Source organism: Pseudomonas sp. DCA-1, assembly GCF_046523955.1.
Taxonomy (GTDB): domain Bacteria; phylum Pseudomonadota; class Gammaproteobacteria; order Pseudomonadales; family Pseudomonadaceae; genus Aquipseudomonas; species Aquipseudomonas putida_Y.
Window position 1 is genome coordinate 4106930 of the sequence record NZ_CP169881.1, and the last position, 19549, is coordinate 4126478.

General features: G+C 64.7%; 25 protein-coding genes. All 25 read left to right on the forward strand.

Features of this window, described 5'->3' with window-relative positions:
- Positions 1-62: 62 nt before the first annotated feature.
- The 25 genes from ACE4QZ_RS19260 (at position 63) to ACE4QZ_RS19380 (ending at position 19548) form a co-directional block, all read left to right on the forward strand.
- Positions 63-620, forward strand: coding sequence for a hypothetical protein (locus ACE4QZ_RS19260; RefSeq protein WP_011489285.1), 558 nt, complete (start codon positions 63-65; stop codon positions 618-620).
- A gap of 330 nt (positions 621-950) precedes the next feature.
- A complete protein-coding gene (locus tag ACE4QZ_RS19265; RefSeq protein ID WP_410480124.1) occupies positions 951-1163 on the forward strand; it encodes a hypothetical protein in 213 nt (70 codons plus the stop codon).
- Positions 1164-1184: 21 nt separating this feature from the next.
- Positions 1185-1577, forward strand: coding sequence for a hypothetical protein (locus tag ACE4QZ_RS19270; RefSeq protein ID WP_011489287.1), 393 nt, complete (start codon positions 1185-1187; stop codon positions 1575-1577).
- 172 nt (positions 1578-1749) lie between these two features.
- A complete protein-coding gene (locus ACE4QZ_RS19275; RefSeq protein WP_011489288.1) occupies positions 1750-2436 on the forward strand; it encodes a hypothetical protein in 687 nt (228 codons plus the stop codon).
- Between the two features lie 79 nt (positions 2437-2515).
- Positions 2516-3253: a hypothetical protein gene (locus ACE4QZ_RS19280; protein WP_011489289.1), complete on the forward strand. Its 738-nt coding sequence runs from the start codon at positions 2516-2518 to the stop codon at positions 3251-3253.
- 97 nt (positions 3254-3350) lie between these two features.
- Entirely contained in the window at positions 3351-3629 is a 279-nt protein-coding gene (locus tag ACE4QZ_RS19285) for a hypothetical protein (protein ID WP_003290191.1), read from the forward strand.
- A 286-nt stretch (positions 3630-3915) separates the two neighbouring features.
- A complete protein-coding gene (locus ACE4QZ_RS19290) occupies positions 3916-4728 on the forward strand; it encodes a hypothetical protein (RefSeq protein ID WP_003290192.1) in 813 nt (270 codons plus the stop codon).
- 143 nt (positions 4729-4871) lie between these two features.
- Complete coding sequence (locus tag ACE4QZ_RS19295) at positions 4872-5225, forward strand: DUF3085 domain-containing protein (RefSeq protein WP_003290193.1); 354 nt, start codon at positions 4872-4874, stop codon at positions 5223-5225.
- 145 nt (positions 5226-5370) lie between these two features.
- Positions 5371-6213 carry a phosphoadenosine phosphosulfate reductase family protein gene (locus ACE4QZ_RS19300; protein ID WP_011489292.1) on the forward strand — a complete coding sequence of 281 codons (843 nt, stop codon included), beginning with the start codon at positions 5371-5373 and terminating at the stop codon, positions 6211-6213.
- A gap of 47 nt (positions 6214-6260) precedes the next feature.
- Positions 6261-6728, forward strand: a complete 468-nt coding sequence (locus tag ACE4QZ_RS19305) for an XF1762 family protein (protein WP_242411177.1) — start codon at positions 6261-6263, stop codon at positions 6726-6728.
- A gap of 262 nt (positions 6729-6990) precedes the next feature.
- Positions 6991-7908, forward strand: coding sequence for a DUF3577 domain-containing protein (locus tag ACE4QZ_RS19310; RefSeq protein ID WP_003290197.1), 918 nt, complete (start codon positions 6991-6993; stop codon positions 7906-7908).
- Positions 7909-7965: 57 nt separating this feature from the next.
- Positions 7966-8655: a DUF3275 family protein gene (locus tag ACE4QZ_RS19315; protein ID WP_003290199.1), complete on the forward strand. Its 690-nt coding sequence runs from the start codon at positions 7966-7968 to the stop codon at positions 8653-8655.
- Between the two features lie 95 nt (positions 8656-8750).
- Positions 8751-9083: a hypothetical protein gene (locus tag ACE4QZ_RS19320; RefSeq protein ID WP_003460300.1), complete on the forward strand. Its 333-nt coding sequence runs from the start codon at positions 8751-8753 to the stop codon at positions 9081-9083.
- Positions 9084-9179: 96 nt separating this feature from the next.
- A complete protein-coding gene (locus ACE4QZ_RS19325) occupies positions 9180-9587 on the forward strand; it encodes a hypothetical protein (protein ID WP_003460301.1) in 408 nt (135 codons plus the stop codon).
- Positions 9588-9603: 16 nt separating this feature from the next.
- Complete coding sequence (locus ACE4QZ_RS19330; RefSeq protein WP_410480125.1) at positions 9604-9864, forward strand: hypothetical protein; 261 nt, start codon at positions 9604-9606, stop codon at positions 9862-9864.
- 76 nt (positions 9865-9940) lie between these two features.
- Entirely contained in the window at positions 9941-10588 is a 648-nt protein-coding gene (locus tag ACE4QZ_RS19335) for a hypothetical protein (protein WP_410480126.1), read from the forward strand.
- 64 nt (positions 10589-10652) lie between these two features.
- Positions 10653-11762, forward strand: a complete 1110-nt coding sequence (locus ACE4QZ_RS19340) for a DUF6094 domain-containing protein (RefSeq protein ID WP_410480127.1) — start codon at positions 10653-10655, stop codon at positions 11760-11762.
- A gap of 99 nt (positions 11763-11861) precedes the next feature.
- On the forward strand, positions 11862-14135 hold the full coding sequence (locus ACE4QZ_RS19345; RefSeq protein ID WP_410480128.1) for a helicase-related protein: 2274 nt from the start codon (positions 11862-11864) through the stop codon (positions 14133-14135).
- Positions 14136-14210: 75 nt separating this feature from the next.
- Positions 14211-15296 (forward strand): IS630 family transposase, encoded by a 1086-nt coding sequence (locus tag ACE4QZ_RS19350; RefSeq protein WP_087748270.1) that lies wholly within the window; start codon positions 14211-14213, stop codon positions 15294-15296.
- 124 nt (positions 15297-15420) lie between these two features.
- Positions 15421-16290 carry a hypothetical protein gene (locus tag ACE4QZ_RS19355; RefSeq protein WP_011489298.1) on the forward strand — a complete coding sequence of 290 codons (870 nt, stop codon included), beginning with the start codon at positions 15421-15423 and terminating at the stop codon, positions 16288-16290.
- A gap of 160 nt (positions 16291-16450) precedes the next feature.
- Positions 16451-17050, forward strand: a complete 600-nt coding sequence (locus ACE4QZ_RS19360) for a PilL N-terminal domain-containing protein (protein ID WP_011489299.1) — start codon at positions 16451-16453, stop codon at positions 17048-17050.
- Entirely contained in the window at positions 17047-17697 is a 651-nt protein-coding gene (locus ACE4QZ_RS19365; protein ID WP_011489300.1) for a hypothetical protein, read from the forward strand. Before ACE4QZ_RS19360 ends, ACE4QZ_RS19365 begins: the two co-directional genes overlap by 4 nt.
- Positions 17698-17711: 14 nt before the next feature.
- Positions 17712-18431 (forward strand): TIGR03759 family integrating conjugative element protein, encoded by a 720-nt coding sequence (locus ACE4QZ_RS19370; protein ID WP_003290214.1) that lies wholly within the window; start codon positions 17712-17714, stop codon positions 18429-18431.
- Complete coding sequence (locus ACE4QZ_RS19375; protein ID WP_011489301.1) at positions 18413-19003, forward strand: transglycosylase SLT domain-containing protein; 591 nt, start codon at positions 18413-18415, stop codon at positions 19001-19003. The genes ACE4QZ_RS19370 and ACE4QZ_RS19375 overlap by 19 nt, the downstream gene beginning before the upstream one ends.
- Positions 19000-19548 (forward strand): integrating conjugative element protein, encoded by a 549-nt coding sequence (locus ACE4QZ_RS19380; protein ID WP_410480129.1) that lies wholly within the window; start codon positions 19000-19002, stop codon positions 19546-19548. Before ACE4QZ_RS19375 ends, ACE4QZ_RS19380 begins: the two co-directional genes overlap by 4 nt.
- Position 19549: the final 1 nt, after the last annotated feature.

Below are 19549 nucleotides of genomic sequence, written 5' to 3' on the forward strand. Positions count from 1 at the left end.
ACGGGATGGCCGCCACGTCCCGTCGGGGGCATGTCGCCACCCGGTCGATTTCAGGACTTCCCATGGATAACATCACCAAGCAAGACCGCATCACGCTGAAGAACCTCAAGGTGGCCGACTTCGCCAGCGAGGAAACGATGTGCTTCAGCGCCACCGTCGTGTTCGACGGCACTCCCATCGCCGAGGCCCGCAACGACGGCCACGGCGGCTCGACGTTCGTCCACGCGCTCAATGGCAAGGCGGCGCTGCTGGCGCAGGCCGAAGCCTTCGCCAAGGGCCTGCCGCCTGCACCGCTCGACCTCGGCCACGAGGGTGAAGACCCTCATTACATCGACATGACGCTCGACTTCCTGATCGATGAACTGGCCGATGCCATGCACGCCGAGCGCAAGGTGCGAGCCGCGTTCAACCGCGACATCGGCAACAAGGTGCTGTTCATCAAGGACGGCAAACTGCTGTTCATCAAGGGCATCAAGCTCAAGGCCATCGCCGACCGCAAAGCGTATTTCGCTTCGCTGCGCGCCCGACAGGCCCAACCCATCGTCATCCTCGCCGAGCTTCCGCCCGAGCAAGCATTTGACCTGTGGAAGCAGCATGTCCTGGGCGACAAGCCCGCCTGACCCAGCGCCGACGCCCCCTCCTGACAGCCCCGCACTCGATGCGGGGCTTCTTTTTTTCGGTGCCCATCAATCGGGGCTGGGCCGGATGCCGTTTTCCAACTGACGCAGCGCGGCCCGCGCACGAAGCTGCCCGCATGTTCGCTGATTCGTCAGCACATGCCAGCAGCCAGGGTTTCAGGCTGCCGCGGGTCTCTCCCGCGTTGCCCACCAGTCCGCATCGCATCAAGTCTGCGGACGCGCGTCCCCGTGACGTCGATGCTTTTTATCAACCGCGTGCGGGAGCTGCCATCCCGTGAGGGACGAGGCCCCGCTTTTCCAAGGAGCCCGTCCATGTCCCAGCAAGCCTCTTTCGGCCAACTGGCCCTGACCTACTGCGGCAAGTTTCTGCCGCTCGAAGTCCTGCAAAGCGCCGCCGGTCACTACATCGGCACGCGCGATACCGAAGGCCCCGTTTCGCGGGAATCCCGCGAGTACTTCCGCAGCCATGCCGCGGCTCAACGTGCCCTCGAAAGAGGCGGCTGGTCCCAGCTCGCCATTCCCTGATCCAACTGGAGGAATCACGTCATGAACCAGCTACTGCCGCGGGAAATCGTCGATCAGATCATGCGGGAAGAACAGCATTTCGCTGCCGCGCCCCAAGCCTTCTTCGAGGCCTGGAAGCGCGGTGTCGAGATCGCTGGCCCCGAATGGTTCGGTGACGGCACCCGTGAAGGTCTGAACCAGGCCAAGAGCAAGTGGGATCTGCGTCCCAACATGCTGCAGCTCAACGATGCCCTCGGCGTCCTGAGCAGCGGCGAACGCATGTTCCTGTCCGCCATGGTCAGCTTCTACAACGCGCGCGAGGGCGGTGCCATGCTCAAGCGCTGCCACTTCAACGGACTGTCGGACTTCGACGGTCTCGATCTGCAACGCCGCAAGGTCATCGCCGACCTGCTGGTGAACTACAACGGCTGGTGAGCCGGTCCCCGGCGCACCACTGCTTTTCGTTCCCCCCGAGAGGGACATGCGCCCACAAAGCCATGTTCCTCAATTTCTTCGCCATCGCCCAGCGCCAACGGCCTCGGGCTATTACTTGCGGATGCCACCGTCCGCATGGGCTGGCTCCGCTCACTTCTCGAAAGGAGCCACCATGGCAAACAACTACTACGAGGGCACGGGCGTTCTCATGCTTGATCGTGTTACCCCCGTCATCAAGGCGCTGTTCGGCGTCTTCGCATTGGATGAAAGCTATCCCGGCAACGGGCATGCCTACATCGCCAGGATCGCCGAGACCAATTATCCGCAATGGTCGAATGTGCTGGGCGGCCTGGAAGACCTCGCAGCGCAACTCGGCATACCCATGCCCGACGACGAAGGCTTGTCGATTCCTCCACTGCTCGAACTGCTGGCCGTGCACTTCGGAGCCGACCAGGATCAGGAACTGCAGAACCTGATCGAACAACACCAGTTCGAGGACAGCGCCGATCTGGAGGCCTTACTTCTGATCGCAACCTGCTTCGACGACGGCCATGACCTGACCGCCATCCAGTTCGAGGGCTGCTGGTATTGCAGCAAGCCAAGGCTGTTCGAGTTCGGCGGCAGCGGCTGCTACCTGAGCCGCGAGGTCCAGGTCTTCAGAACGTCCTCGCAGGCACTCCAACTCGGCGACCAACTGCGCAAAGCCATTAAGGCCAGCGACATCGAAGAGGCCTCGGCGTTGATCGCACTGGAGGCCGCCAATCTGCTCGCGGGCATCAACGACGAGCATTTCCGCCTGAATGTGCGCCATCGCATCGCCGAACGGCTGGCCCAGACGCCAACGATCAGTGCCGACTGACGCATTTTCTCTTTTCAACCCACCGGGTCCAATTCCCGGTGGCGGGGATTGGCTCCATTATTCAATCTGGAGAAATCCCATGTCCCAAAATCCCAATCCCTTTGTCCGCGGCTACTGGAATCTGAAAATCGTCCGCACGCTGTCCATCAGCTACGAGGACGGAAGCCCGCATGTGTGGCGAGCCATCCACGTGAGCCAACAGCACCTCTCCGATGAGGAACTGGTTTCTTCCCCCTGCATCGTCACCAGCGAGTTCGCGGTGGTCAGGAATGGCACTGAACCTGTCAGCGCCGAACTGATGGCCGAATGCAATGCTGTTGAAGGCGTCAGCGGCGAAGGCGTAGTTGGTGCCGTGGTCTATGCCATTCATGGCGACGACTTCGACGGCCGCCCGATCCACGTCGGTGACACTTATTCGGCCGAAGCCGCGCGAGACGTGGTGCAGCGGTTGAGTTTCGAGACCGGCTATTACAGCCGATGCTGGGAAATCAGCAGCGCGCACATCAGCCGGAAAACCGGCCAGTACCTCGCCAACCTGGCAGACCTCGCCACGCCGGAGGCCTTTCTGTTCATCGCCTTCCGGGTTCCGTACAGCCCGGCGATCGGCGTCAAGCTGATTTCCACGCCCTGGACGGACCAGAACCTGGAGCATGCCGAGGGCATCGGCGCGGAGCAGCTTCGACAAGAGCACCGGAACAAGGGCATGCCGGACGACCTGGCGAACATCCTTGAACTGGCTGGCCAGGCCGATGTGCGCATTCTCATCCTCGACGCTGATGCGCCCGCGCTACTGGGCTTGCCGCTGGCCGAGTCCTAGCAGTCGCGCCACGCACCATTCTTCCTCTTTGTTCTCCCCCATGTCAGCCCGTCTCCCACCCGGAGCTGGGCTGATCCATTTTCATAGGAGCAACCTCATGTTCCCCGACCTCATCTCGCATGCACCCGACTTCGAGCACCAGCTCGGAGCCTGCGTCAACGCCATGAGCCAGGACGACGCCATCGGCCAGATCCTGGTATTCGAGCGCACGAGAGGCATGCTACACATGCGCCATATCGCCAGCGCCGACCTGGTGGACAGCGACATTGACGACTACGAAATGGTCGTCTTCGACGGTGGCAACACCAGCGGCGACACGTGGAAGCACGTGTTCTTTCCACGTCAGCGCGAACACTATTTCGTGTACGAAGCCTGATCCATCCAGCCCCTTTCGAGGGGCTTTTTCTTGCCCGCAGCGCAGGAAACCGGGTGCGGCGCGGTGCCGTTTCATGCGGGTGAGCCGCCCATTCCGAGGCCATCCTTGCCCCATGTTCGTCGGCGTTGCCGACACATGCCCAGACAGCCGAGACCTTCAAGGCTGCAAGTGCGGGAAACCGTGCTGGTCTTTTTTCTTATCGGACGTTCCGCGTCCATCCACGCCACCCACAAGGGATCTCTCCCTTGCGGGCGGGAATCCCTTGTCCTTCCTCAAGGAGATTCCCATGGACCGTTCCCTCATCAAATCCATGATGCCTTCGCTTGTCGCAGGCCATGTGCCCCGCAACGTGCGGTCGTTCAAGTACCGCGTGTTCGATGATCAGCCGCAGTCCTCGACGCTGGGCTTCGCCATCGATCCCCAGCCCTTCGACGGCAAGGTGGTCGCGGCGACTGACGATGCCATCGTCGTCAAGCTCAAGCCATCCGAGTTCGCCGTGCTCGATCCCAACCTTGTCACCTCTGTTCCCAGCGAAGGCGCCAAGGTGCGTGTCCAACCCTACGCACGGCGCCGTTTCGACGGCCTGCGCGCGGACACCCCGGAAGAGCGCACGGAGATGACGTCCGACGGCATTCCCTACACCGTCAAGACGCACATCCTTGGCTCCGCGCCCGCCAAGCTGCCCATCCCCAAGCCGCAGTGCATGGAACTGGGCCAGCTCATCGAACAACTGGAGGAAATGCCGGCGCCCGATGGCTTCCGGCGGATCACCCACATGCTGGTCGATGCAGGTGCACGGGATTTCACCTGGGTCGATCCCAAGCCATCCAAGATCATCGAGACGCCTCCGGCGATCAGCTTCACGACCTCGACCGCGAAGTTCAAGGGTCGCGTCACGGTGCTGTACGACCGCGGCGGCGACGCCTACGTGGTGGAACTTCACCGCGATGGCGAATTGGTCGATCGGTACGACGAGGTGTATTTCGACATGCTTGGCGCAGTGTTGGAGCGGCTCATCGACGATGGTCGCTGGCGCCTGATCGACGTGAGCGTGATCGACACCAAGGCTCCCCGGCAGCGCCAAGCGGTGCCGGCATGACGCCTCGAAACGAAGCCAGGCAACTCCACGACTGACCCGAGGTTCCCGCCACGGCGGTTCAGTCCATCCGGCCAAGTGCCGCACAGGCTCTCCATCCATTCGGTGGAGAGCCTTTTCTCTAATCCGTACAGGAGATTTCAACCATGTCACTGCGATTCAAGGGCGCCGACCTGCGCCCTGTGTTGACCGAAGCGATCGCCAACCAGTGCCGAGCCGTCCTCGTCAAGGACCAAGGCGTGTACATCCTCGCCGAGCGCGGGGAACGCCGCCCGGACGGACGCCAGAAGTTGCTGGCCTATGCAGTCGGCTGCGACCCGGATACCGATCCGTTCGATGACTGGTGGTTCCTCGCCCAACGCGAGCTGGGCGGCGACGACTTCGCCGAGTACTTCGACCCGAAGGACGGCGTATTCACCCGCATCTTGCACACAGCGGACGATCTGATGCTGTCGGCCACCGCCACCCACTTGTCGTTGGAGGTCGTGCCTCCCGTTTAAAGCAGCAGCACGTCCTGCTCAGCCCCCGGTTCCCCGGGGGCTTTTTTCCTCCGCACAGCGGCTATGTCCCCGCGTGCGCGCTCGTCTCCGGCCGCCAAGGCCTGCCTCGCCGGCCAGCCCGCCGGCATGCCACTGGAGACGACGCATGCACGACCCGTTCAAGATCACCCAGCCCACCTGCATCAGCTTCAGCGGCGGGCGCACGAGCGCCTACATGCTCTGGCGCGTGCTGCAGACCAATGGCGGCCTGCCTGCCGATACCGAGGTCTGCTTCGCCAACACGGGCAAGGAAGTCGAAGCGACCTTGCGCTTTGTGCGCGATTGCGCCGAGCACTGGCAGGTGCCGATCCGCTGGCTCGAATACGTGCCCATGGAACCGGGCTTCGCTCTGATCGACTTCGATCGGGCCAGCCGCCAGGGTGAGCCGTTCGAGGCGCTGATCCGCAAACGCCAGTACCTGCCCAATCCCGTTGCGCGGGGCTGCACGACCAGCCTGAAGATTCGCCCGATGCACCGCTTCCTGCGGCATCAGGGATGGACGGACTGGGACCAGATGATCGGCATCCGCGCCGACGAGCAGCGACGCGTCTCCAAGATTCGTGCGCGCGGCCACTCCACCGAATCGACCCACGAGACCATGTGCATGCCGCTGGCGGATGCCGGCGTCACCGTGCGCGACGTGAGCGCGTTCTGGCAGGCGCAGCCGTTCGACCTCGACCTGCTGACGGTGAACGGACGCACGCTCGAAGGCAACTGCGACCTGTGTTTCCTCAAGCCGCGTGGGCAGCGCCTGGCCCTTATCAAGGCCCGGCCCGAGGCCGCCGTGTGGTGGATTCGCATGGAATCCCTGAACCTCGCGAGCAAGCCCAGCGGCGCCCGGTTCCGCGCCGATGGCCCCAGCTATGCCGATCTGGCGCGCTTCGCTGCCGACCAGGGCGATCTGTTCGATGGCGCCGAGGAAGCCATTGCCTGCTTCTGCGGCGACTGATGCGCATGGACAGGCCATTGATCGCGCCACGGCTGCAACTCCTGCCCGTGTCGCTACGGGTCGCTAATGGCTTTGTACAGGACCACCACCGCCACCACCGCCCGGTCCAAGGGGCGAAGTTCGCCCTGGCCGTTGCCCCGCGCGGCAGCGATTGCATCTGCGGTGTGGCCATCGTCGGTCGCCCGGTCGCGCGGCACTTGGACGACGGCTGGACCCTCGAAGTAACGAGGCTATGTACCGACGGTGCGCCGAACGCCTGCAGCAAGCTCTATGGCGCCGCTTGGAAGGCGGCCAAGGCCCTCGGCTACACGCGGCTGATCACCTATACCTTGCCCGAGGAAGGTGGTGCCAGCCTGCGCGCCGCCGGCTGGCGGCTGGTCGGCACGCGCGGCGGCGGCGCTTGGAGCCGTCCCAGCCGTCCCCGCGCCGACACCCCCGACCACCTGCGCGGCCCCAAGTGCCTGTGGCAGGCATCGGGCGGCGTGGACAAAGGGAAACGTCTGGGTGCCGATTGATTGCTGTCGCGCGCGCGGAGCCCGGCCATGCTGCCCCCATGCCTGCTGACGTTGTCAGCGACATGCCAGGCAACCATCGGTCATCGAGGTTGCGGCGCAGTTCCCACTGCGTGACCGAGCCAGCTCGCACCGCATCCGTCCGCGAGCGGCCACCAGTCTCTGGTGGCGGATGCTTTCGCCTTATCAACCCACCGCGGGGTTACGCACCTTCCCCGCATGCGTGGGCCTGGTGTGTCTCCGCTTCTTCCAATGGAGATTCACCATGAACACCACTTCCAACGAGAAATCATACTTCGACCTTCACACCTCGGGCATCGGCTACATCCAACGTGCCCGCGAAGTGCCTGTCCGGGGCGGCCGCCGTGCGCAGCCCTTCCTGGCATGCACCATCGCCGCACTGGTCGGTTCCGCCAAGGATCCCAGTTACCGCTACTTCGACGTCAAGGTCTCGGGTGCCGAGGCCAAGAAACTGGTCCAGCGCTACATCGGCGTTGACGATCCCAAGCAGCGCCCGCTGGTGCGCTTCCGCCTCGGCGACCTGTGGGGCGATGCGTACATCCGCGACAAGGGTGAGCACAAGGGCCAGGCCGCCGCGTCCCTCAAGGCGCGACTGCTCAAGGCCGAGCCGCTCGACCGGGCCGAACTGGCTTCGATCAAGCAGCACGAGCTGATCACCCGCGGCATCGGCTACCTCAGCCGTCCGAAGGACGTCACCCGCAAGGATGGCGATCCGTTCCTGTCGTGCAGCGTCGCGGCGCTGGCCGGGCCTGTCGGTGAACCGGAATATCGGTACTTCGACACCATCGTCGCTACCCCTGAAGCCGAGCACCTGGTTCGCCGGTGCGTGCAGGCCATCGAAGGGGACCGCAAGGTGCTGATCGCCTTCCGTCTGAACGACATGAAGATCGATCCGTACATCCGCACCAAAGGCGAGCGCGCCGGGGAACCGGGAGCGAGCCTTGAATCGACGCTGGTCCACATCGGTCTCATCAAGATCGACGGCACCCAGGTCTATCCGACGAGCCAGGCGCAAGCCGAGGCGCCGCAGGCCGAGGACGCACCCGCGCCCGAAGCCGAGGTTGCCGCCGAAATCGCTGCCGACCAATCTGCCGAACCCGCCGAGCGCGAGCCGGAAGGTGAAGCCGAGGAGCAGGAGCCGGAACTGGCTGCTTCGTTCTGATCCGGCATGGCCCCTCACGGGGCCTTGCCTTTTTCCTATTTCCCAAGGAGAACCATCATGGCAGCCACATCGGCACCTACGAGATCAGTCCTGCCCATCGTCGTCCCGGGCCAGCTCACGTTGCGGACCATCCGCGGCAAGAACGGCCCGTTCACGGTCGGTCGTCTGACCACCCCCATCGGCGAGTTCGCCGTCAAGGACGCGGAGCTGGAGCAGTACCCCGAAGGCAAGTACGACGGGGAATTCGTCATTCGCTATATCTTCGCCAAGTCCTATCCGGTCGCGGGCGGCGCGCGGTTTGAAGTTCGCGCCAACCTCGACGGTATGACGCTCAACGGCATCGACAAACTGAGCCGTGACGAGGCCCGGAGCTTCGCCACCCAGGAGGTCGATCCCCTTGACGAAGAGCAAGGGACGCAGCCTGCGGCAACGCCGGCCAAACCTGCCAAAACATCCAGGCCCGCCAAGCCCGCACCCGTGCTGGCGTCTGCGGACCCGCTGGTCGATACCACGCCCTTCGGTGTGGATGCGCCGACACCCGCTGCGGCTGCTGCCCCCGGCAGCACCGAAGATGGCGACGCTGCACTGTTCGGCCTGCTGTGGCCGCTGGGAGAATCCGTAAAGCTGGATTCGACCATCGACCGCCGCACCCTGCGCGCGCAGATCGTTCGCCTGGGCGAACTTGGCTACGCGCTGGACTTCAAGACCCAGGAGTGGAGCCGCCAGGCCGAACTGCAACCTGCGTGATCGCAGACGCCGCATCCGCGGTGTTCTTCATCCACCCGCCGGGGTTCTTTCCCCATGCGGGGGAGACCCTGGCCTTTTCTTTGGAGGTCTCCATCATGTCCAACATCGCTTCAGATACCCACCGTTCCGCACTGGATGAAACCGCGTGGCGGGCTGTCTGCGAGACGGCTGCCAAGCAAGCCATCCATGGCTGCGGACAGTCTCACGACTGGTACGTGGAACGGTTCAGTTCAGAAGTTGACGCGCAAGTACATCGGTTACCCGAGCATCAGCAGGCATATGCCCTGCAGATAGCAGAGGAATACGGGGACTACGCAACACCCGCCGAAAGGCAGGAGACTCAGGACTGGAATGCCGAAAACGGCATTTGCATGCACGGCATCGATCGGGATTGCTGCCCGGCCGGTTGCGGTGATCTTGAGTACTGACACGCGACTTCATCGCTGCTAACGCGGCATTCCATCACCCGCTGGGGGTTCTCCCCCGCGGGGAGGCCTCCGGCTCCACTTTTCAGGAGGCCTTTCATGGGCTGGTATTTCTCCCCCCAATCGCGATCTGAACTGATCGCGGAACTGATCGCACCGCAAGAGACCGAGCGCGCCAGCGTCAAGGTCATCGCCCACGCGCTGCGTGGCAACGTCCTCTGGTCCGTCGCGGAAGTGACGGCCAAGGTCGAAGGCGTGCATCGTGATCTCGCACCGGGTCAATCCCTGCGCTACATCCGCTGCGATCTGCTTGAACGCGGCGGAAGCCAGTGGGGTTACAAGCCACTGGAAGAGTCCATGCACCCGTACTACTACTCGTGCCCGCTGTCTTATCTGGATCTCGCACCGGAGCAGTCCGCCGAATGGCGTGCAGGCGTTCGCGCCCACCACGCGCGGCGGCGCACACCGACGGCTTCCACGGCACCCGCCGCAGCGCTGTTGGTCTGAGCCAGGAGGAACCGACATGGACCCGATCCTGGCTGCGCTCCCGCCCGCGTTGTTGAAGCTCGTCGAAGGGAGTCTGTCCAACGACGAAGTTTCTTCCGACGAGGAAATGCTGGCGTACTTCATCGACAACGGCCTCACCGAGGACCAGGCACGGCAGGCACTGACCTACCGCGACCAGTACCTCAACAACATCTACCTGGAAGGCTTCACGCCGATCACTTCGGCGGACGAGCCGCTTCACTTCAACCCGCACACCCGGCAGTTCGAGCCGGACTGAGCGGTTTTCTTCCACCCCCTGGGGCAGTACTTGCCCCAGCGGGCGGTGCTGTTCCCGTTCATCCGAGGACACCACCATGCCCGCAAACACTTCTTCCACGCTGTACCGCATCGACGAATGCCCGGACGTGATGGCCGACGCCTGCGTCGGCGATGACCAGGGCAACCTGATCTTCCTGTCCATCTGGGCGCGGGACACCGCCGTCCAGCAGTTCCTCGCTCGCCTGACCCTCGGGCGCGACGAGCAGGGACTGGACCAGTTCCACGTCATCACCGACCAGGGCGGCAGCGTCCCGGTATTCATCGGCAACGTCGATCGCCTGGAAAAGCGCATCACGCGCGCCTACCGGCGAACGCTGTTCGGTTCGCTGTCCAACGTGTGGCTGTTCGACCGACGCTGCGTCAAGCCCGACAAGGCCAACGCCAGCGCATTGGCACTGCTGCCACGTGACAGCGCCCACCGGCTTGACCGCCTGTGGATGCTGGTGCGGGACACCTGCCCGTTGCCGCTGCTCGACCACTGGCGCGAGACCGTGCTGGAACTGCTGCAAACCCGCGAGATGCTGGCCCGCCTTCCGTTCGCCCTCGGGCCACTGGAAGGTCATCGGCTCGCCATCGACGTGCCGGCGCTGACCCTGGCGCTGGGCACCTTGATCCGCAGTGACGTACTCACCGCCTATCCCTATCCGGCCAAGATTTGGACGCCGGAAGCGGTAGCGGCTTGACCCACCCGCGGAAGCACGCCTCTGCGTGCTTCCGCCTTTCATCCCCGCCAACCAGGAGACTTCCATGGCCCTCATGTTCCCGCGGCTCGCCCGCAATTTCGTGAAAAACGGATACTTCCCCACGGATGAACCCACGCTCGAAAGAGCCCTCAACGCACTGATGCCCAGCGACGGGCCGATGTGCATCCTCGATCCCTGCGCCGGTGAAGGCGTGGCAATCGCCGAAGCCTCTCATGCCCTCGGGCGCGAACAGGCCAAGGCGTTCGCCGTCGAATTCGACGCCGAGCGGGCGCGCCATGCCCGCGGCCTGGTCGATCACTGCCTGCACGCGGACCTGATGGACACGATGATCTCCAAGCAGTCCTTCGGACTACTGTGGCTGAATCCACCGTATGGCGACCTGTCCAAGGACGTCAACGGCAACATCGGCTATCAGGGCCAGGGCCGTGCCCGCCTCGAAAAGCTGTTCTATCAGCGTTCGCTGTCGCTGTTGCAATACGGCGGCGTGCTGGTCTTCATCGTCCCCGGCTACGTGCTCGACGCGGAGCTGGTCGGCTGGTTGACGCGCCACTACACCGATCTGCGTATCTACCGAGCGGTGGAAACGCAGTTCAAGCAGGTGGTGATCTTCGGCCGCCGGGTCCGTCAGCGGGAGCTGGCACCCGATGGCGTCAAGGCCGTGCGCAATCTGCTGCTGCAGGTTGGGCTTGGCGAAGTCGAAGCCGAGGAACTGCCGAGCGAATGGCCGTTCCTGCCGTACATCGTCCCCGCCAGTCCGGCCGAGCCGGAGCATTTCTTCCGCGTGACGATGGAGCCGGAGCAGTTCGCCGATGAGGTTGGTCGGCTGCAAGGCCTCTGGCCGTCGCTGGACACGCACCTGGGGGCCGCGCAGCAATCGCTGCGTCCACCGGCGCGTGCCTTGTCCCACTGGCATCTCGCCCTGGCTCTGGCCGCGGGCGCGATCTCGGGGGTTGTGCGCTCCAAGACCGGGCGCGTGCTCGTCGTCAAAGGTGACACCCACAAGGACAAGACGCTCCAGCGGGAATTCACCGAACGCGAAGACGGCTCCATCGCCGAGACCCGCATCCTCACCGACAAGTTCGTGCCTGTCATCCGCGCGTGGGACATGACGCCTAGCTCCGCTACGCGGGGCGAGGTGTTGACCATCCGCTGATCGCTTTTCACCGACGGTTCGCCGTCTTTTTTCCCACCACGGGGCATGCCATCGCCCCGTCGGGGGTGGTGCATGCCCCATTTTCTTTGGAGCATCACCATGTCCCTCGATCTCGAAACCACCACCGCCGAAGCCACGTCCGTACAGGGCGAACTGCTCGACGCGGAATCTTCCCCACTGACCCTGAGCCTTCAGGATTTCGTCGGTGAGTTCGGCGACGAACTGCTCGACGCCCTCAACAGCGCCAACCCGCCGGTCTATTCCGGCGAGCCGCAGGCGCACCGGCAACTCATCGTCGCCAGCCTCAAGCGCAAGCTGTTCCAGGCCCAGGCCGAAGTCGTCCATGCCGCCGCCGAGCTGCTGATCGACCGTGGCGAGCGCGCCGCGATCGTCAATGGCGAAATGGGCTGCGGCAAGACGACCGTCGGCATCGCCACGGCCGCCGTCCTCAACGCCGAAGGCTACCGCCGAACCTTAGTTCTTTCGCCACCTCATTTGGTTTACAAGTGGCGGCGCGAGATCCAAGAGACGGTGGCAGGCGCCAAGGTCTGGGTGCTCAACGGCCCGGACACGCTGGTCAAGCTCATCAAGCTGCGCGAGCAGATGGGTGTGCAGCCCACGGGCCAGGAGTTCTTTGTCCTGGGGCGCGTCAGGATGCGGATGGGATTCCACTGGAAGCCTGTCTTCACCACGCGGCGCACTCGCCATGGCGACGTGGCAGCGTGCCCTGACTGCGGTACGGTCATCACCGACCTCGACGGCGAGCCGGTCAACCCGGTGGCGCTCCAAGCCGAGGAATACCGCAGGAAGTGCAGCCATTGCGCCGCGCCCCTGTGGACGCTGATCCGCCCGCGCAGCCTGTCCGGCAGCGACCAGTCCTCGGCAGTGCTGAAAGCCCTCAAGCGCATCCCGACCATCGGGGAAGTCACCGCGCAGAAGCTGATGCAGAAGTTCGGCGACGGGTTCCTGGCGTCGATGCTGGGCGACAACATCCACGAGTTCATCAACCTCATGGATGGCAACGGCGAGCTGGTTTTTTCCGATCGTCAGGCCACGCGCATGGAACGTGCGATGGCCAACATGGAGTTTGGATTCGGTGAGGGTGGCTACCAGCCGTCCGAGTTCATCAAGCGCTACCTGCCACAAGGCACGTTCGACCTGCTCATCGCCGACGAGGCGCACGAGTACAAGAACGGCGGTAGCGCCCAAGGCCAGGCCATGGGCGTGCTGGCGGCGAAGGCTCGCAAGACCTTGCTGCTGACCGGCACGCTGATGGGCGGATACGGGGACGATCTTTTCTATCTGCTGTTCCGCGCCTTGCCTGGGCGGATGATCGAAGACGGCTACCGCCCGACCACGAGCGGGAGCATGACCTCGGCCGCGATGGCGTTCATGAGGGACCACGGGGTCCTCAAGGACATTTACTCCGAAAGCGCCGGCACGGCGCACAAGACGGCCAGGGGCACCAAGGTATCGGTGCGCACGGTCAAGGCTCCCGGCTTCGGGCCGAAAGGGGTCTTGCGGTGCATCCTGCCGTTCACGATTTTCCTCAAGCTCAAGGACATCGGTGGCAACGTCCTGCCGCCGTATGACGAACAGTTTCGTGAAGTCCAGATGGACGTGGCGCAAGCCGCGGCCTACCGTGACCTGGCGGGTCGGCTGACCGCGGAGCTGAAACAGGCTCTGGCGCGACGCGACACGACGCTGCTGGGTGTGGTGCTCAACGTGCTGCTGGCCTGGCCGGACTGCTGCTTCAGGTCGGAGACCGTGGTGCATCCGCGCACGCGCAACACCTTGGCGTTCGTCCCGGCTCAGTTCAACGAGTTCGAGGTGACGCCGAAAGAGCGCGAGCTGATCGACATCTGCAAGGAAGAGAAGGCGCAGGGCCGGAAGGTCTTGGCCTACACGGTCTATACCGGCACACGCGACACCACGTCGCGTCTGAAGATGCTGCTGGAGCAGGAAGGCTTCAAGGTCGCGGTGCTACGCGCGAGCGTGGACGCCAGCCGCCGCGAGGACTGGATCGCCGAGCAGTTGGACCGTGGCATCGACGTGCTCATCACCAACCCCGAGCTTGTGAAAACGGGACTGGACCTGTTGGAGTTTCCGACGATCGTGTTCATGCAGTCGGGCTACAACGTGTATTCGCTCCAGCAGGCGGCACGCCGCTCATGGCGCATCGGGCAGAAACTGCACGTGCGCGTGATCTACCTCGGCTACGCCGGTTCCTCGCAGATGACCTGCCTTGAACTGATGGCCAAGAAGATCATGGTCTCGCAGTCCACCTCGGGCGACGTGCCCGAATCCGGGCTGGATGTGCTCAACCAAGACGGTGATTCCGTCGAGGTCGCACTGGCCCGGCAACTAGTGTAGTGTTTGATTCTTAATGAAACTTAATTGAGCAACCACGCTCCAATGCTCTACTACGGTTTGCATTGGAGTGAAAAATTGCGAGTTGCCCCGACGATTGTGTTGACGGATGAAGAGGAAAGCGAGCTGAGCCGGCTGGCGCGCTCCAAGCGCACCAGCGTCAGATTGGCCCAGCGCGCCCAGATCGTGCTGCTGGCCGCGCAGGGGCTGCAAAACAAGGATATTGCCGAGCAGCTTGGCATTGGGCGCGTGCAGGTGGCGCGCTGGCGTGAACGCTACCTGCAATTGGGGCTGCAAGGTATCGAGCGCGACTTGCCGCGCGGCGCACCGCCGGTGAAGGTGGATGTGGCCAAGCTTGTGAAGCTAACCACACAGACCAAGCCCGAGGCGGCCACGCACTGGAGCACGCGCACGATGGCCGCTGAGTTGGGCGTCAGCGCCAGCACCGTGATGCGCCATTGGCAGGCCCACGGTCTCAAGCCTCACATCGTGCGCGGCTTCAAGGTCTCGCGCGATCCGCAGTTCGTGCAAAAGCTCGAAGACATCGTGGGGCTTTACATGTCGCCGCCCGAGCATGCGCTGGTGCTGTGCTGCGACGAAAAGAGCCAGGTGCAGGCGCTGGACCGAACGCAGCCCGGGCTGCCGCTCAAGAAGGGGCGCGCGGCCACCATGACGCACGACTACAAGCGCAACGGCACAACCACCTTGTTCGCTGCGCTCAACGTGCTCAACGGTCAGGTCATCGGCCAGTGCCAGCAGCGCCACACCCACATCGAGTGGCTGAAGTTCCTGCGTCAAATCAATCGGGAGACGCCCAAGGACAAGACGCTGCATCTGATCGCCGACAACTACGCCACGCACAAGCATCCAGCTGTGCAGGAGTGGCTGGCCAAGCACCCCAGATTCAACATGCACTTCACGCCGACCTCGGCATCGTGGCTGAACATGGTCGAGCGCTTCTTTCGCGACATCTCCGAGAACCGGCTACGCCGCGGGGTGTTCACCAGCGTGCCCGAACTCGTCTCGGCCATCGATGAGTACATCGCGCATCACAACACCAACCCCAAGCCGTTCATCTGGACCAAGAACGCTCGCGACATCCTGCAAAAGGTCATCCGCGCCAATAGCCGATTAAGTTCCAAACAGAATGCAACACTACACTAGTCGCCGCCTGATCCCCACGCCAACGCCGGCCTAGCGCCGCCGGTTTCTTGTTATTCCCAACTTGCAGCCACGCCCACGGTCTCCGTGGACGTGGCTGCGCTTTTCCTATCCCAAGGAGAGTTTCATGAACACCCATATCCAAGCCACGCCCGAAACCGTCAATGCTCGCCTGACGCTAGACGTGACCTATCTGCTCAACGGCGAGGCCGCGCCTGAAGTGCTGGCTCGGCTGGAACGCATGTGCGAACGCGCCATCGGCGAGGGTTTGCTGACCGACGAGACCGCCGTGGAAGTGGACGCCTGGTCGATCGATGTATCCGAGGTGCCTTCGGCTGCCGACCGCGAAACCCTGGAAGCCGAGATCGCCGCTTTCATGCAACAGCGCATCGAGGACGGCAACCTCGGTGCCGAGGACATTCCCATGCGCCTGGCACGCTATGGCCTGATGGCCCCCGAGGCATTCACCGACGAGATGCGCGAGCGCATGGGCATGGACGACGACGCCCTCACGGGCCGAGCCGTCATCCCCTCGACCGAACCTGCCGACGGCGGTGAGATCGAGATGCAAGTCGCGGTCGCCTGCATCGGTGCCTCCGGCAGCCCCGACGTGCCGGTCTTCAAGGTCAGGATCACCCAGGAGGAATACGACCTGGGTATCCACTACGACAAGGCCAAGGACTTCGCCAAAGAAGCCCACTACGAGGGGCCGTTCGTCTGCTTCGACGCTGCCGAATATGGCCCCATCCTGTCGGCCGCCCGCGAACTGGGTCTTGTTCCGCAGGTTGTCGTGGTCGATATGACCGACGGCCAGATCCACTCCATCCGCTGCGACAGCGGCGAGATCAAGGTCATCTGCTACGACACCAGCGACACCGAAGAGTATTCGGTGGCGGTTGCGAACCGGCCGCTCGGCGAGAACGGCCAGTTCGTGCGCTGCTGGTCGCACACCCAACTGGCACAGGTCGATCCCGGTCTGAAGCTGGCTCGGGATTGATTCAGCGCGCTCGATGTGCGTTTTCACTGGCCCCTTCGGGGGCCTTTTTCTTTGGAGGGAGGCTGTCGGTAAATCGGGCGCTGCCTGGTTCGCATTGTTTGCTGCCGCTCGTGGCCCGAGAGGCGATGGTGAGGGCTCGATGTTTCAGGACGCCGAGCTTATGTGCCCCTCTCCACCTTGGTTTCACCATCCCGAACGCCGCCTGCTGGCGGGAGTCCTCGGCCTGCTCTGGTCGGTGCTGGCTGCTGGCTGCGCGACGACGACTGCGCCGCCCCCGCCCGATGCCTTCGAGGAAGTCTTGGCCGCGCCGGAATCCGAGGCGCCCGAGTACATCCCCGTCGTGCGCTACGGTCGCTACACGCTGGTCGAGCTGGCACCCACGGCGGCGCAGCGGGACCTGCTGTTGCAGACCATCGACGTGTCCATGCCCGAAGATGCCCGTGCCACCGTCGGCGATGGGCTGCGGCATGTGCTCAAGCGCAGCGGTTACAGCCTATGCCAGACGGCGCACGCGGTGATCGAGCTGTACGCGCTGCCGCTGCCGGCGGCGCACTTGCACCTCGGCCCCATGACCTTGCGCGATGCGCTGCTCACACTGGCTGGCCCCGCCTGGGAACTGCACGTGGATGATCGCGCACGGCAGATTTGCTTCGAACGGCCTGCCGACAGCGCGGCCATCGAACCCGCATCCGAGTCACCCGCCGCCGAGGCGGTGCAGACGTTCCCGCTGGAGCCTTCTGTTTCGGGAGGCCAGCCATGACCGCCCCGCAGTCTGCCCGGCGCCCGGCCGCTGCGGTGGTGGTGCAGAGCCTTATGTGGCTCTGGCTGATCGGCCTCAGCATCTTCGTAGCCTTGGGCTACCAGACCATGAACGACCAGGCCGACCAGGAACAGCTCGCTTCCCGCCTGCAACGCCTGGAAGCGCAGGCGGCGGGCCTGGCCGAGACCATCGAGGCCATCCAGCAGCGTCCGGCCGTCGCAACGGCGGCAGACCTCAAAGACACCCGACAAATCCTGGAAGCACGCGCTGCCCAGGTTGAGAAAACGCTCAGCAGCTATGCCGCTGCCGACGACCTTCAGGCGCTGCGCGTGGAAGTTGAGCAGATCAAGGCGCGCCAGACCGCTGCGCCCGCTCCGCGCGCCGCAGCACCCGCACGACCGCGCGCATCGGGCAAGGCCGCCGCCAAGCCCGAACCGCCGCCGATGCCGTTCCGCGTCGTCGGCGCCGAATTGCGCGCTGGCCAGCGCAGCGTATCCGTCGCGCCGAGCAGCGCGGACTTCACGCCCGACCAGCTTCAGGTGCTGCTGCCAGGTGATGCGCTCGGCCCGTGGCGCTTGCAGGCGGTCGAGGGAAACACCGCCGTGTTCCAGTCCGGCGACCAGACCCGTCGCGTGGCGATTCCCTGACCGGAGCACACCGCATGAAGCCGTCGATCGTCCTTTCCGCGTTCCTGTTGGCATCCACCCAGTTGCCCGCCTGGGCGCAGCAGCCGTCCGCCGCCCCGGCCCGCAATGCGCAGAGCCAGGAGCGTCCGCTGGTCGCCCGAACCCCGAACGACCAGGTAGCAAGTGAGTGGGGCCTGCAACCGCAGGAATGGGCGCGCTATCGTGAGCTGATGGACGGGCCATTGGGCATCTACTCGCCCAACCTGGACCCGCTGTCCGCGCTGGGCATCGAGGCCCGCACCGATGAAGAACGGCGGCGCTACGCAGAACTGCAGGTGCAGGTCGAAGCACGCCGCGTCGAGAAATTGCTCGCCTACCAGCGCGCCTACGACGATGCCTGGCAGCGCCTGAACCCCGGCATGCAACGGGTGAACCTGCCTGACGACAAGCCCGGCGCAGTGCGCAGCAGCGGCCGTATGGCGGTGTTCGTCAAGGACGGCTGCGTGGCCTGCGGGCAACTCGTGCAGCGCCTGCAATCCTCGGGTACTGAGTTCGACCTGTACATGGTCGGCAGCCGCCAGGACGACGCGCGCATCCGCGACTGGGCCAAGCGCGCGCAGATCGACCCGGCACGGGTGCGCAGCGGCAGCATCACGCTCAACCATGACGGCGGCCGCTGGCTGTCGCTGGGCCTGCCCGGCGATCTCCCAGCGGTCGTGCGCGAGGTGAACGGCCAATGGCAGCGCCAACCCTGACGGCGCCGTTGCGCGCACTGGTGCTCGCTGCTGGCCTCTGCGTCTGCGCCGCCCGGGCCCAGGAAATTCCACCACCGGCCTACCAGCTTGCCGCCCAGCGCGCGGGCATTCCCTCGGCGGTGCTCTACGCCGTGGCCTTGCAGGAGAGCGGCATCCGGCGTAACGGACGCATCGTCCCGTGGCCTTGGTCCCTCAACGTCGCCGGCCAGTCGCGCCGCTACGCGACCCGCGCCGACGCCTGCGCCGGTTTGCAGCAGGCGATGCGCTCCACGCCGCACACGCGCATCGACGTGGGCCTGGGTCAGATCAACCTCGGCTACCAACAGCAGCGTTACGCCAGCGCGTGCGACTTGCTCGACCCGTACCGCAACCTCGCCATCGCTGCCGAGATCCTGAAGGAGCAGCACACCGCCGGTGAGGACTGGTTGCTGGCGATCGGCCGCTACCACCGTCCGGCGGGCGGTGAGCCCGCTGCCCGCTATCGCCGCAGCGTGTCCCGCCACCTCGCGCGCGTGCAGGGCACGCACCCAACCGCCGCGGTCCTCGCCGCGCGCCAGGAGACCTCCCCATGACGAAATCCCATCTGGCCCATCTCGCGGCGAAAGGCCTGCTCGTGCTGCTGGCTGGTCTGCCGCTGGCCTCGCGTGCCGGCGAGCCACTGATCGTTGTCGAGGACCGCGGCGGCACGTCGGCGCTGCCGTACTACGAAGCCCTGAACCTGCAGCCGCGCGCCAACGCACCGGCGCGGCCGCCCATCCCGACGCCCCGGGTTCCCGCCACGCCAGCGGACGAAGCCGCGATGCTGCCGGTGCGCAGCGCCAAGCTCACGCCCGGCACCGTCGCGCGGCGGGTGATCGAGGCGCCGGGCCTGCGTCCCTTTGTGGTCGTGGGCGACGACGAGGCTTCCCGGGCCTGGTTGCAGCGCCGCGCCGCCGCTTTGCGTGAACGCGGCGTGGTCGGCCTGGTGGTCAACGTCGAGACCGCGCAGGGCCTGGCGCGGCTGCGCGCCCTGGTGCCTGGCGTACCGCTCGCGCCCGTGGCCGGCGACGACCTGGCCGATCGCCTGGGCCTGCGGCACTACCCGGCGCTGATCACGGCCACCGGCATCGAGCAATGAA